The following is a 13,575-nucleotide window of genomic DNA, read 5'->3' on the forward strand; positions in this document are numbered from 1 at the left end:
TCCGGTTTTTATTGATTTGCATTTTTTTCTACGAATACTTTTCCGTTTGATGCGGAAATTCTTGAGAAAGCTTTTTCAGACTGTCGTAGTACATATTTTTTAAGTAATTCCTGAGGTGTTGGGGGCAGGGGTATTCAGGGCTCTTATTGAATACATTTTCAACAGGAAACTGACTCCAGCCTGGCTCCGTTGACACTTCCAGAAATACAAATATATCTCTCAGGAATTGCTTTGGATGACTTACCAGGTCGTCATAAAAGCAGATGTGCAACTGGTTTTCGGGAAATACACTACGCCAGTTCTTGAGAATGGCAGGGTAATCACCCCTGGAAAAAAGGTCCGGCTCATGAAACATTCGCGTAAACTCTTTGTCACTGATATCTTCAAACTGCTTTTTCTGTGCACTCACCAGGTACATCAGCACCGAGGCCCACATGCGGTCAACAGGGTTGCGAATAATGAGGATCAGCTTCAAAGAAGGAATGATCTTTTTTATAAAGCGGATCCTCCTCACAGGTAAGTTCTCATAGGGTGTTATTTCCCCCTTCATACCTTTGGCTTCTTGAAAATAATGGCTGTAAGCGCTTAAAGGCATGCCAAAAAAGCGGTATTTACTGCTGAAATAGTTAAGTTCCTTCCTGTCCGGGAGAAAAAGATCCGGATGCTGACGCAGGTTTTCATAGAGCCATGTGGTGCCGGCTTTTTGTGAGCCGATACAAAGAAAGTCGGGCAATACCAGGCGCGATGGCTCGAGCCAGCCGTTGTAGTAAAGCCATTTTTCCATTCGGAAGAAGATCCGTTTGCTCACATTCACCGATTTTTGTATCAGCCTGGTCATAACAGTGGAGTCGACCTTTCCGATTCATGTACAGCGCCTTCAAATACCTCCAACACCCTGTCTGCCAGGTTCAGTAAAATAGGGTCGTGATCAATGAGGATCACCGTTTTCCCTGAGGCTATTAAATAGGAGATAGATGACCCGATCTCAAGCAGGTTGGTTTGATCCAGGTTGTTGGAAACCTCATCAAAAATCAGAACTTCCGCATCCCTGTACAATGCTCTCGCCAGGGCAATACGCTGTCGCTGACCCCCGGATACCTGAAGGCCATTCTCACCGAGAGACGTTCGTAGCCCTGTTGGCAATTCTTTGATAAATGAAGTGAGGTTGGCTTGCTTTACCACCTTTGTCAGCTTTTCTATGTCAATGTTCATTTCTCCAAAGGCAATATTTTCCTCAAGGGTGGCATCTATGATCACAGGCTGCTGTTGCAGATATCCGACACGGGCCAACCACGTATTGTCCTCTGAAAGTGCAATACCGTCAACGGTTATAGAGCCACTTGTAGGTGTTATTAATCCCAGCAGGAGCTTCATCAGTGTGGTTTTACCAGACCCGGATTGGCCACAGATGCCGACACACTGCCCTTTGGCGATCTCAAAGCAAATTTCTTTTAATACAGCGTCTTTTTCAGGATAAAAAAAAGTGACACGATCAAAAACTATTTTATCATAAAAATCAATTTCCTGCTTTGGCTGGTATTGAATTTCGGCATCTTTTACTTCATCAAGCACATATCGGTAGGCATTCAGACTGGTTATGGCATTTAGAATCCGGGTGATAGAGGGGTAGAGTCTGTAAAAACCTGCAATGAACAGGCTTAATAACGGAATGAGGTCAATATTGGAAGGAAAAAGCAAACTGTATGCGAAAATGAGGGCAATACCAAGAACTAATACCACCTCCAGTACCTTTGCAGGCAAAAAAGACGTTGTTTTTAGCCAGGCATAGTTTTCATTCATATCTTTCTTGAGCGTGATGAATTTCCCGGTGAAAAAATCTTCTTTTTGATACAATTTCACATCGATATAGCTATCCACACCCTGTAGAAGGTATTTCAGGCTCTTCGGATATTTATCTCTGAAATCCTGTTCTATGTTGTCGATGTGCTTTCTTTTAAACCATCTGAATACCAACAGCACCGGGATCATGAAACTGACCAGGAGCAGTGAAATAACAGGGTTATAGAGCGTGATTACGAGGATGATAATACCAGCGATAACCATCTCAGAGACCATGTTGATAAGTGGTATGAGAATATAACTCGCAAAATCATGTGGTATGGTCTTTATCTTTCTGCTGATCAGGGCCGAATTACTTTTTACAAACTCTAGATATGATGTTTTGAAGAAGGCGTTAAGCGCATTTTCAGAAAGGTCGCTGGCGATGGAAAAAACTGTTTTTGACAGGTGGTGATGTATCCTGACGCTGATAATATTTTTTGCAATAAAAAGTACGGCAAGACCGGTAAGCATGGCCACCTGAAATGAGCGGGCACTGGCAAAGCCCAGAATATCATAAACGGAGAAGATCGTGCTATTTGACCTTACCTGTGTGGGGTCCAGAAAGATGAGGATCACCGGAATAAGCATAGCCAATGAAACAATATCCAGCAGTCCGTTGAGCAGACTATAGAATAGCGAAAATCTGATCTTTTTGCGAAACCGTTCGGGGATGATGGCAAATATTTGTTCGATATCGTAGATCAACCTTTTCATGAGGTTTTAGGCTGCTTTATTTTTTCCCACTGCATGCCCAGCTTCGAAACCAATGACTTGGCTTTAAATGCTGCGGCAGCTTTGACATTACTCTTATTTTTGTAATAATTGACCTCGTTGATCACGCGTCTCAAGGCGTGGTCATAATAACTTCTTGAATATGTCCTTTTGAAGTCGATATCACGGTCTGAGCTGAATGCCCAGTTCAGTTTTTTAGTATGTAGGCTTTCTACTTCCTGATAGAGGTCTGTGCCCCGGATCGGGTAGGCAATAGTGATCGTAAAGTGGTCCGGGTTAGAAGTTTTGAGATGGTGGATCGTCTCTTCAATGTCTTTTTCGGTTTCACCCGGGTAGCCAAGCATGATAAATGTCCCCGTTTCTATTCCCGAGCTCTTTGCTAATGTTATCATCTCCCGGACCATATCTACTTTCACTCTCCGGTCCATCAGGTCAATGATCTTTTGTGAACCACTTTCAGCGCCAATCCATACCCGGAAGCACCCGGACTCCTTCATCATCTTTATCACCTCTTCGTTCATCCTGTCAGCCCGGGTGATACACTCATAAGAAATTTTTAGATTTTTCTTCTTCAATGCGTCATTGAAGCCGGCCAGCCACCGGTGGTTGATGGTAAAAACATCATCTACAAACCAAAAAGTATCGGGATTGTACTCCTCTTTCAACCATTCCAGCTCTTCCACTACTTTTTCCGGAGACCTTCTTCGGTAGCTGAGGCCGTATACCGCGCGGCTGCACCATTTGCACGTGTAGGGGCATCCACGCATGGTGCTCACAGAAATGGCGTTAGACCCATGCACTTTTTTCCAGAGGTTGAGGTATTTGAACAGGTCAATGGCCTTGCGGTTAGGCATTGGGAGCTGGTTGATGTCTTTGATTTTCGTTCGTTCTCCGGTTTGGCAGTGCTTACCGTTAAGGTCCTTATAGGCAAGACCGTTAATTTCAGGAATAGTGTCAGTAGCATCGTTTTCAAGTGCTGTGATAAGCTCGAGCATCGTTTCTTCACCTTCACCTATCACCAAAAAATCAGCGCCATGATCCAGGAATCCGCGGGTGTTGTAGGTGACTTCTGGTCCTCCCAGGATAATTGTGGTATCGTAGAGGTGGTCACTTGTTTTGACAAAGTCAATGATGCTGAGCACGTTGACCTTGGTCATCAGGTTGACGTAAATAGCGAGGTATTTAGGTTTGATATCCAACAGGTGCTTTTTTAGAAGTGCCTTTTCTGAGAATGTCGAGTCAAATACTGCGGTACTTATGCCGTGCTGTTCCAGGTAGGCAGAGACGTATAAGATACCCAGCGGAGGGTAGGGGCGCTGTATCGCCTGCTCCTTTTCATCCTCCTTCAGGAAATAGCCGTGTGTCAGTAATACCTTCACTTGTCGTTATTTTTTAGTTCCAGGTCTATAAGAAAGTGGTCGGCATACCGGGCGGCAAACCTATGCCCCTTGATTTTCTCCTCCAATGCATCCAACCTGTTCAACAGGCCCTGTCGCTTTTTGAAAAATACTTCCAGATAGGATGGTGGGAGAAAAAAGCCGATTGGTTTCAAATACGTAAGTTGGAAATCATCAGCAAAGAGGGCTTCAATACGTTTGGGCGAATAATACCAGGTTTCAACATCCTGTCCATGGATATTTACTATAAGAGGGCCGTTCTTGGCTCTTCTAAAGGCTTTTTTTCCGCTCAACTTGCTAAGAAAATAGCAGCTTTCCCACACACAGAAGTCCGGCATGATAACGCCTATAAAATGTCCACCGGGTTTCAGGAGTCTGGAGACGATCTTACCTAGTTTTTTAAGCGCAATGGTATCAAGGCAATTCAGGCCACCAAAGTCGGAGAATATGAGGTTGAAGCTGTTATTTCGCAGGTCTGCCTCTTCGAGTTTATTGAGATCGCATGGAAGAAACGAAACATTCTCTTCCAGCCCCATCCTGGTTGTCTTCGAGGCGGCTACTTTTATCATCTCTTCGGAGATATCAGTAGCCAAAACATAATGTCCTTTCCCTGCCAGGTGTATGGCATCTTCCCCGGTGCCGCAGTTCAGCTCAAGAATAGAAAGAGGTCCTTCAGGAAGGTTTTCATCCAGGTAGTCCCAGACTTTTTGACGTTGCAACGCGCCAATGGAAGAATGAGTGAACTCCTGGTCATAGTTGAAGGCAATATGGTCGAAGGCAGGTGTCATCCGGGAAAAGAATCATATTTACGGAGTCTGAATTTGTCGACCAGAATAGAAGGTATATAATATAACATGGCCAGCATGGATCGTATCCCTCTGTAGTTGAGCTTCATAGGGTTTTTTATCCATGTTTTTAATGCCAGCATACCCCTTTTCCTTCGGTATACCTTATGGATATAGCGCGGAAGTCTTCTGTAAAAATCACGATCCTGAGCGTTGGCAAACATGGCATCCAGGTCATCGGAGTCCGTCCAGTTGGCTTTGTCCTGTAGTTGCAGCTTTACCTGGTCGTAGAATTTAGTGCCGGGCAGAGGATATGATACGGAAATACCAATTTCATCAGGCATAAGTTCAAGTACCATTTTTTTTGTCTTCCGAATATCGTCTTTCGTTTCTCCCAGGTAGCCAAACTGCAGGAAGAATGCGACCTTTACTCCTTTTCTTTTTAGCAGATCCGTAGCTTCCCGGATCTGTTCCACGGTAGTACCCTTATCCATGGCATCAAGTATTTTTTGTGATCCGGATTCGGCACCTACCCATACTGTTTCCAGGCCTGAGCTTGCCAAAGCATCGATGGTGTCTTCCTGCAATAGCAGGTCTACACGAGACTGGATCTTGTATTTTATTTTAAGCTTTCTCTCCTTCAGAATTTTATCAAATGCTTGTACCCAACCCGGCTTCAGGCCAAAGATATCATCGCACACCCAGAAATGATCAGGCTTATACTTACTCATGAGCAGCTCGATTTCTTCCACTACTTTTTCGGAAGACCGGCTGTTGTACCTGTTGCCATAGATGGGCTTAGCACACCAGTTACATTTGAAAGGGCATCCGCGCGTGGTGGCTATATTTAGAGAAAAGTAGCCATGATACTTGATCCATAAATTCCGGTATTCATCGATATTGACCAGGTCCCAGGCGGGTAATGGCAAGGTGTCGAGGTCTCGAAGTACATGCCTGGTACCCGACACATGTGTTTTCCCGTGTATTTCGTAAGCCAGGCCTGGCACGCCTTCTACAGAAGGATTTTGTTTTTCAAGCTCATTCAGCAGTTCCAACAACGTCATTTCGGCCTCTCCTATGATAACGAAGTCGGCTCCGTAATTCAAATATTCTTCGTAGTGATCAGAGGCATCCGAACTTGAGACAATAATTTTACAGCCAAAACCTTTAGCTATTTCTATCATACAAAATGCTGCGTCACGCATGGTGGTGAGGCACATTTTAGTGAGATAATTAAAGCCATCATCGTAAATTACCAGGTAGTCGGGAACCTCTCTTTCAAGTATTTCGAGTAGTTCATCCGGAGAATCTTTGAGATTGGTGTCAAAAAGGGAAACAGCATAGTCATTTTCCCGAACGAGTGAAGCTGCAAACAAGGTACCCAGAGGTGGATAGGGTTGTTTGAACTTCCACTGCTTCTCGTCAAGCTTGTAAAAAAAGGAATGTGAAAAAAGCACCTTCTTCATCCCGCAGTTGTGTTTAATGTCACGTTAAAATTTTTCTCAAACTGTACTATCTTATCTTGATAGGCATCCAATATCTTCTTCTGATAAAACCTGGGGTGGTTTTTGGAGGCATATTTTTTTGTCTTGAAGGCTACCTCAAAATCCTTTTTTGAGTACTCCGTGGCAAATAGAGACTTCCAGCGCTTCAAAGTCAAGTCCATAAAGTACTGATCAAGTCGATTGCCCAAACCATTGTTGAGTAGCCGTTCACCAATTTTTTTGATCAGGCTGGTCCCGCTTTTAATGGTCTCGGTATCTCGTGGGGCTGAATTCGGGAAATATTGTAGCGCCCATGCATTGGCTGTCCAAAAATCCCAGTAAAGCTTTTCACCATAGGTCGGGATCAGCGTGATAGACTCGATAGCAGTGAACAAATTCTTTTCCTCAATCTCCAGGTTATTGTAGTCGATAAAATAGTTGACACAGAAGTTTTTGTGTGAGTTGAGTAAAAATATGCGTTTGAATAACACCAGTAGCGTTCTTGTGATCCATAATCGGCCTGGTGCAGTTACAATAAAAAAGTCGATATCACTACTTTTATCCATATATCCTTTTGATATCGACCCTGATAGCATCACCGCCCTGACGTAGGGAAACCACGAGATGAACCTGGAGAACTTTCGTGCTGTTTTTAGCTTCTGAACCGCAAGATTGTTACCTGCCAGCCTGCGGGCAATATGGGCGGGCTCGTTTTGAACGGCATAGAACTGTCCGAATTTGTATATCAGTTTCTGACTAAGTAGATGCGAAAGTATAAGCTCAGTGTCGGCACTTGAAGACATGTATTTTGATGGATTAAAAAATAGCAGCTCTTCCTTAGTAAGAGGATAATTGAAAATGTCAAAATACAGCAGCGTTTTTATGACGCCAACAGCCAGGGTAGCATTTTTTGGGATAGTTTGTTCTTCTACGGTATTAAGCATACTTTTTGAATTTTTGGTGATAAACCTGAAAAATCAGCAGGGAATTGAAAAAACTGTAAAACACTACTCCCTTTTGTGTCTCCAGCATTGATTCGGTAAGACAACACATAGCAATAAGAAATATAAAGGTCAGGTAAAGCCCCGCCTGCTCTTTGAATGCTGCATAAGCAGGTTTGATGAAAGTAAGAACAAGTATAGAAGCACCTATCAGACCCAGCGCGAGTGCAGTTTGTAAATATTGATTGTGAGCATTGAGCCTCATGTCAAATATATGTAGATCTACTGTGTCGTACTCCTTGTCAAGAGCAGCGCTAACATCACCTGTGCCTACTCCAACCAGCCAGTTCTCCCTGACGATATTCCAGGAAGACCGCCATTCCAACACCCGTAGATTCCATGAGTTCCAGCCGGTAGCGGTTTCGGGATAGCTGAAACCTGTATTAAGAGGTTCCTGAATAAACCTGAAATGTGTAACAGGATTAATGAAGATCATTAAAACGACAAAGAGCACAATGGCAATTGAAAATACCACACCCTTAAAATGACTTCCAGGTCTGATGATCAGAAATCCGCTGACAAAAAATACCAGCATCAAAAATGACAAAAGCATAATTCTGGATGATAGAAATATAAGGGTGGTTATAAGGCACAGTAGCATTATAATGAGTAGTACCTTTTTAAATATAGAATGATATTGGAAGGTACCGTAATGCCGAAAGGCAAGTAGCGAAATGGAAAAAGCGATATAAAGAGAGAAGTAAGTGGGGTGCAGTTGAATAATCGTTCCTAAGCCGATATAAGATATCATACTCCATGTTTCGGTTGGGCCGGAAAAGGCATTAAGGAATTTCTCCTGGTTTAAATAGTCAAAATTCAGATGTACCGGATCAGTCGGTTTGGGGCCAAATAATGCATATGATATGCTGATCAAAACAGCTCCGAAGCATGTCAGAATAAAGGCGTCTAAAATGATTTTTATCTCTTTATCTGATAGTACCCGGGACGTTCCCAAAACCACTGGAAAGATAAAGAGAGACAACTTTTTCTCAAGGTTGAACAAACCATTAGCGGTATCTTGTGTGAATAGCAAACCCAAAACATGCAGGATATACAAGACAGAGAATAGCCAGATGAGGCGATTTTTCTTTATTTGCTGCCATTTATGGTTAAAATCACCTTCCAGCAGCCAATTGAAGGTTAATAGGGCTATGGCTGCACTACACCATTTTATTGAATATGGCAGTGTAACCACCGCTAGCACGGTAAAGATCAAAAAGGCTTTGCTATGTATTTGCTTACGCTCCATCATTGATCACATAGCTGGATAAAATTTGTTTGTTGATCTCGTCTCTCTCCCTGTCATGAAACCAGCCCCATTTATTAAAATAATTGATAGCGCTGCCGATGTTATAAAGCAGCAGGTTCAATTTTTTATAAGAGCCTTTCTCATGGTAGTGGTAGATGCTTACCTCCGGGTAAAACATGGTGCGGTGGTACTTATGGATTCTTCGGCTTAAGTCAATATCCTCAGTGTAGAGGAAAATATTTTCATCGAAAAGCCCGCTTTTTTTAAGCGCTTCGGTACGCAGGAACATAAAACAGCCTGAAAGAAAAGGTACGTCCATTACCTTATTATAGCCTGTAAACCTCATTTCATAGAGGTGATCATATTTTTCAAAAGCTTTATAGAATTTCAAAAATCGTCTGTAGATCAGGTTATGAGGTTTGGGCAGCAGCTTGCATAAATGCTGGAGAGCGCCATCCGGATAAAGTACCTTGGGCATGGACAAACCGGCATCAGGATTCTTCTCCATAAACTCAAACATCTGTGGTATCACTCCTTCGTCAAAATAAACATCAGGATTAACTACTATATGGTATTTTGATTGATGTAGTACCTTTCGTAGCGCAATATTATGTCCGGGGCCAAAACCCAGGTTTTTTCCATTGAAGATATAGGAGATCCTGGAGTCCGCACACAACACCCGTGCATCATCCTCCGGTGAATTATCAATAATGTATAGGTGAAGGGCCGGATAGCTTTGCAGGCAACTTTTGATGGCCTTATCCAGAATGTTAAGATTGTTTTTGTAAACTACTATAGAGGCTGTCAGATTCATACATACAATCGGATTAGGTTTTTTATTAGGTTGATGCGAAACCGTATCTTAGAGATCAGGCTGAAATGGCTTTTATCACCTGTTTTTGTAGTGCTTTTTTCGTGTCTTCTGTACATAGTCAGCGGATCTTTAATGGCCACAGGCTTGTAGAAAAGTTCTCCCACCAGGCCTATCCACTGATCATGCATGGGTATATGAGCCGGAAATGGGAGAGCCTTGTTTAATATCTTTCGGTGGAAGGCCATACAACAGCCCACATAACCGTTTTTCCATAAATTTTTCCAGAAACCCGTTCTTGTTTTATTGATCCCAAATAAAGAAGGACATAATAGCTCTAGGTTTTCGTTCACCACGCAGCAGTCGCTTAGCACTATGTCATATGTTTTTAAAGCTTTTAGCATTGTTTCAATCTTATTTGGCGCCCATAGATCATCCTGGTCTGCCAGAAATATGACCTCTCCGCTGCAACGGGTTAATGCATTTTCAAAGTTTTTGATCGCATTATCCCTGACATCACAGGTGGTCAATTTTATGCGTTTGTCACGGTACGAATGAATGATCGAAATGGTTGTGTCCGTAGAGCCATCATCTGAAATAATTAATTCATCTTCCTCATTCAATTGCGGAAGAATAGAGTCGATCTGAGCTTTTATATATTTTTCTCCGTTATGGGAGGCCAGGCATACTGAAATTTTAGTCATTATTCTTTCGAATTATATCCAAACCCACTAGGGATATCAATATGAAAGACATACCAATAGGGTTGTTGAAATATTGGTTGGTCAACGACTGAAAAAAAATAAATAAAGATCCAAAATAAAAGGCATGGGCCAGCGAGGTTCTTTTTCTGCTATAGAAGTACTTCTTTGTTAGCAAATAGAAAATGAATGCCCAGAAAAGAAGGCCGATCAGACCTTGCTTGTGGAAGATCTCCAGGTACGAGATCTCCATGTGGATGGGCCGTACGGGTACGCCTATGCCGAAGCCATGGCCAAAAAACAGCGAGGTGAGGGTTGTCCGTTCCAGAACCTGACGGAACTGCTTTTTTCGTTCATTGTTGGAGAAATCCCGGTTCCCCAGCAGTTTTTCCGGCTGGAACTCTTTCGTGAAGTTGGTTTTTATTTCACTTTTGTGGATGGACTTACTGACCTCTGCGTATAGATCGTTTCCTTTCAGTCCAATTACCAGCGCTAGTAGAAGAATGATGGCCAACTTCGAAATTTTAATATATACTGCATCCGGTTGCACGATAAAGTAGCAGAAGGCAGCCAGCAAGAGTGCAAAAATAAAGCCCCTTGTGAAGGTAAGGATGATGGCCAATATGATTACCGAGGCCATTATGCCTGCATATTTTGGCTTAGTGAAGTAGATAGCTATTAAGCCAATACATAAAAAGAGGAATCCCTTGTAAAAAAAGGCCAGCTCGCCCCGGTAAAAAAATTCTTCAGTAGGTGCGGTCAGGTTGTAAAAAGCCTTGAATGGAATAACTCCAGTGTTAATAAGAACGAGCAACAATATGTAGATGATACTCATACCCAACGCCCCATAAATCACCAACCGGGATATTTTTAACAGAATGCTCTTATCAGTTATGGTCAGACCAAAAAACGGGAGGATAAGAAAGAAGGAGAGTGGCTTTATATCTTCAAAGATCAGTCGCGGATCAGCAGTTGAAAAGAATCCTATAGACATTGCGAGCAAAATTACCAGCAAAAATATCAATACAAGTCTGAGGTAAGGCAGAACGAATTTTTTCTCCATCCAAATGCTATAGCAGGTGTAGGCTAATGCGCTGGCAAACAAGATCATTCGTAGGGATATTGGCCCGAGTGCTGTAAATCGTCCTCCTCCCCCAAGAATGAGTTCGAGGACGATGATCTGTAGTAGTAGAGCACCAAACTGCTTCATCTCGATTCTAATAAATTGCGGAGGGCGATTTTAAGAAAATCAGGTGATCTGAAGTGCAAAGTCAGACGCAAAGCACGACTCAAGATTATCTTTATAGCATCAGTTGCAGGATCAACATTTTTCCTATACAAATGTGTTGTCCGACAAAATGCGTTAAACCGGTCATGAGCAGATGCTTTACTGCCTGCATTCAAACCTGAGAACTGGTGTTCACAAACCAGTGGCAGCACTTCGAAGCAGGTGTGTGTTTGCTTGTACCTGTCAATAAAAGCAAAATCACTGTAGTCGAGCGGAAAACACTCATTGTATCCACCACAAGCTTCAAAATGCTCGACCCTAACCATTATACCACTATTCACTGGCATAACTTTATGCAGGCTATAAATTCCCGGATCAATATTTTTTAATATTTTGCCCTTTCCTGGCTGCGGCCCGAAGGGGCTAATTAATTTTTTTTGAGAAAACAGTTGAGGAGCCAGCAGGCTGGTATGTCCCCTTTCCATGGCCTCTCCATATGTATGAAAGGTGTTTTCAGGGAAAGTGCTATCCTGATCCAATAGGAAGAGCCATTTTTTGCCTAGTTTCTTTGCCAAATTGCAGGCAGCGTTATAGGCTCTGCTGATGCCACTATTCATTTCGTCATGTATATAATGAATATTCCAAGAATCATATATCTCTCCCGCATACATCATAGAAGGTGAATTATCATAAACCAATATTTCTACCCGATTTTCTGTGCTCTTTAAAGCTTTGGAAAGGCTTTGAAAGGTTTCCGAGTGCTCAAGAGACGTATTGTACAACACGATGGTTGCCAACACACTTTCTGTGGTCTGAATTTTTGTGTTCATCGCCTACTCAAGTTTGAATACACTCACTACGGAAAAATTTTTATGACGTATCTCGAGGTATAGATAGAGTACCATAGTAATGAGCATTTCAGTGGCAAGAGCTATGGAAGCCGCTCCATAGGCAGCAAAGAGGGAAATAAATATGATGTTAAAAGAGATATTGAATAATGCACCCAGAATGGTTATAGCAGCATAACCTTTTTTGAAATTATACGCAAGCATTGTATGACAAGCAGGAATATTCAAAGCCGCCATCAAAGGGGCAAAGCTTACAATTTTTAACAAGGTGGCAGGTGTTTCTAATTGCTGTCCGGCAAAAAGCCATACGATTTCTTCAGACAGCATAAAAACACCAATACCAAGAGGAATAAAGCCGATAAAAATGAGCCTGGTGATCTTCTTTAGAAATGATAGTAGCACTTCAAATGATTGCTCTGCAAGCACGCAGACTCTCGGAAAAACGCTTTGATACAAAAGCATAGCCGGAGCCCGTATAGCAAGAAGTATTTTTTCAACAATACCATAGTACCCGATACTGACCGGGTCGGCCATCAAACCAAGAATGAATAGTCCTGAATTATTGGCAACGAATCCGGCAAATACCGATACAAATAAAGGTTGGTTGTGAGTGATCTGTTTTCTGATGTCTGAAAAAGAGGGGAAGGAGAAGCGAACGGAAAACTTCCACATACCATAGGCAATGCCACCCAGTCCGGCTACTATCTGGCTGGATCCCAGGTAGAGATTCACCCATTTGTAATCATTATTTTCGCGTACCAGCAGCAGGACCATTAGTACAAAGCCTATCTTGGAAAGAAAATTCATGGCAGCGACACCCTTCATTTTTTCAAGACCCTGAAATAACCATAGCGGCAATAAGAGCTGTCCTGCTACTATAGTGAAACTGCTAATAAAAAGCCACTTTTCACCTTTCCAGTCGGGAATGGAAAATATCAACAGGAGGAGTAGGCCAAAACATACCAGTAACAACAGGAGCTTAGTAACATAAAGATTGCTAAATACTGCAGACAGTTTCTCCGGGTTGTCCCGGTTTATAGACACTTCACGAACAGCGGTAATAGAAAAGCCAAAGTCGATGACATATACAAAATAGGTAACAACTGCCTGTGCAAATACCACTAATCCAAATTTTTCAATATCGATGGTACGCAACAGGTATGGGTAAGCCACCAGCGGAATTACTACATTAGCCACTTGTGAGGTAGCCAGCCAGCTAAAATTTTTGAATAAGGAGCGCTTTTGTCGCATTAATTTGCTGTAGTCTGATGGCGATGATTAAGATAGCGAAAATACTACGGAGTTATTTGGCGTTTGGTTGGCTGTTAAGGGATCCTTATTCAAAAAACACAGGTAAGGGCAAGGAGATAAAAAGTAATATGAGTTGTTTTAATCCTGGATGGTTCTTCTTGCTATGAAATTTTCTTAAACAATATTTTTTAATATAATTCCTCGAGTACATCTAAAAAATGTCTTTATTAAGTTTAAAATTCTACA

At 42.3% G+C, this 13,575-nt stretch carries 12 protein-coding genes; all 12 read right to left on the bottom strand.

From position 1 onward, the window contains the following. Positions 1 to 28: 28 nt before the first annotated feature. From C900_RS12820 to C900_RS12875, 12 genes are read right to left on the bottom strand one after another with little or no spacing between them, the layout of a single operon-like run. Entirely contained in the window at positions 29 to 838 is an 810-nt protein-coding gene (locus C900_RS12820) for a sulfotransferase family protein (protein ID WP_009580354.1), read from the bottom strand. Then, positions 835 to 2,556: an ATP-binding cassette domain-containing protein gene (locus tag C900_RS28440; protein WP_009580355.1), complete on the bottom strand. Its 1,722-nt coding sequence runs from the start codon at positions 2,554 to 2,556 to the stop codon at positions 835 to 837. The genes C900_RS12820 and C900_RS28440 overlap by 4 nt, the downstream gene beginning before the upstream one ends. Beyond that, positions 2,553 to 3,953, bottom strand: a complete 1,401-nt coding sequence (locus C900_RS12830) for a B12-binding domain-containing radical SAM protein (RefSeq protein WP_009580356.1) — start codon at positions 3,951 to 3,953, stop codon at positions 2,553 to 2,555. The genes C900_RS28440 and C900_RS12830 overlap by 4 nt, the downstream gene beginning before the upstream one ends. Beyond that, positions 3,950 to 4,759: a class I SAM-dependent DNA methyltransferase gene (locus tag C900_RS12835; protein ID WP_009580357.1), complete on the bottom strand. Its 810-nt coding sequence runs from the start codon at positions 4,757 to 4,759 to the stop codon at positions 3,950 to 3,952. The genes C900_RS12830 and C900_RS12835 overlap by 4 nt, the downstream gene beginning before the upstream one ends. Next, complete coding sequence (locus C900_RS12840; RefSeq protein WP_009580358.1) at positions 4,756 to 6,222, bottom strand: B12-binding domain-containing radical SAM protein; 1,467 nt, start codon at positions 6,220 to 6,222, stop codon at positions 4,756 to 4,758. Before C900_RS12840 ends, C900_RS12835 begins: the two co-directional genes overlap by 4 nt. Next, on the bottom strand, positions 6,219 to 7,184 hold the full coding sequence (locus tag C900_RS12845) for a nucleotidyltransferase domain-containing protein (RefSeq protein ID WP_009580359.1): 966 nt from the start codon (positions 7,182 to 7,184) through the stop codon (positions 6,219 to 6,221). Before C900_RS12845 ends, C900_RS12840 begins: the two co-directional genes overlap by 4 nt. Further along, positions 7,177 to 8,493, bottom strand: coding sequence for an O-antigen ligase family protein (locus tag C900_RS12850; protein ID WP_040496707.1), 1,317 nt, complete (start codon positions 8,491 to 8,493; stop codon positions 7,177 to 7,179). The genes C900_RS12845 and C900_RS12850 overlap by 8 nt, the downstream gene beginning before the upstream one ends. Next, positions 8,480 to 9,304 (bottom strand): glycosyltransferase family 2 protein, encoded by an 825-nt coding sequence (locus C900_RS12855; RefSeq protein WP_009580361.1) that lies wholly within the window; start codon positions 9,302 to 9,304, stop codon positions 8,480 to 8,482. Before C900_RS12855 ends, C900_RS12850 begins: the two co-directional genes overlap by 14 nt. Next, complete coding sequence (locus C900_RS12860) at positions 9,301 to 10,005, bottom strand: glycosyltransferase family 2 protein (RefSeq protein WP_009580362.1); 705 nt, start codon at positions 10,003 to 10,005, stop codon at positions 9,301 to 9,303. The genes C900_RS12855 and C900_RS12860 overlap by 4 nt, the downstream gene beginning before the upstream one ends. Beyond that, a complete protein-coding gene (locus C900_RS12865) occupies positions 9,998 to 11,212 on the bottom strand; it encodes an O-antigen ligase family protein (protein ID WP_009580363.1) in 1,215 nt (404 codons plus the stop codon). Before C900_RS12865 ends, C900_RS12860 begins: the two co-directional genes overlap by 8 nt. Beyond that, on the bottom strand, positions 11,209 to 12,060 hold the full coding sequence (locus tag C900_RS12870) for a glycosyltransferase (protein WP_009580364.1): 852 nt from the start codon (positions 12,058 to 12,060) through the stop codon (positions 11,209 to 11,211). The genes C900_RS12865 and C900_RS12870 overlap by 4 nt, the downstream gene beginning before the upstream one ends. Positions 12,061 to 12,063: 3 nt before the next feature. Beyond that, on the bottom strand, positions 12,064 to 13,329 hold the full coding sequence (locus tag C900_RS12875) for a flippase (protein ID WP_009580365.1): 1,266 nt from the start codon (positions 13,327 to 13,329) through the stop codon (positions 12,064 to 12,066). Positions 13,330 to 13,575 lie beyond the last annotated feature (246 nt).

This window comes from Fulvivirga imtechensis AK7 (assembly GCF_000331535.1).
GTDB classification, from domain to species: Bacteria; Bacteroidota; Bacteroidia; order Cytophagales; family Cyclobacteriaceae; genus Fulvivirga; species Fulvivirga imtechensis.

What these genes read in the sequence shown, in the direction of transcription:
- C900_RS12820 (WP_009580354.1), bottom strand. Translation starts at nt 838, where the DNA reads ATGACCAGGCTGATACAAAAATCGGTGAATGTGAGCAAACGGATCTTC.
- C900_RS28440 (WP_009580355.1), bottom strand. Translation starts at nt 2,556, where the DNA reads ATGAAAAGGTTGATCTACGATATCGAACAAATATTTGCCATCATCCCC.
- C900_RS12835 (WP_009580357.1), bottom strand. Translation starts at nt 4,759, where the DNA reads ATGACACCTGCCTTCGACCATATTGCCTTCAACTATGACCAGGAGTTC.
- C900_RS12840 (WP_009580358.1), bottom strand. Translation starts at nt 6,222, where the DNA reads ATGAAGAAGGTGCTTTTTTCACATTCCTTTTTTTACAAGCTTGACGAG.
- C900_RS12845 (WP_009580359.1), bottom strand. Translation starts at nt 7,184, where the DNA reads ATGCTTAATACCGTAGAAGAACAAACTATCCCAAAAAATGCTACCCTG.
- C900_RS12850 (WP_040496707.1), bottom strand. Translation starts at nt 8,493, where the DNA reads ATGATGGAGCGTAAGCAAATACATAGCAAAGCCTTTTTGATCTTTACC.
- C900_RS12855 (WP_009580361.1), bottom strand. Translation starts at nt 9,304, where the DNA reads ATGAATCTGACAGCCTCTATAGTAGTTTACAAAAACAATCTTAACATT.
- C900_RS12860 (WP_009580362.1), bottom strand. Translation starts at nt 10,005, where the DNA reads ATGACTAAAATTTCAGTATGCCTGGCCTCCCATAACGGAGAAAAATAT.
- C900_RS12865 (WP_009580363.1), bottom strand. Translation starts at nt 11,212, where the DNA reads ATGAAGCAGTTTGGTGCTCTACTACTACAGATCATCGTCCTCGAACTC.
- C900_RS12870 (WP_009580364.1), bottom strand. Translation starts at nt 12,060, where the DNA reads ATGAACACAAAAATTCAGACCACAGAAAGTGTGTTGGCAACCATCGTG.
- C900_RS12875 (WP_009580365.1), bottom strand. Translation starts at nt 13,329, where the DNA reads ATGCGACAAAAGCGCTCCTTATTCAAAAATTTTAGCTGGCTGGCTACC.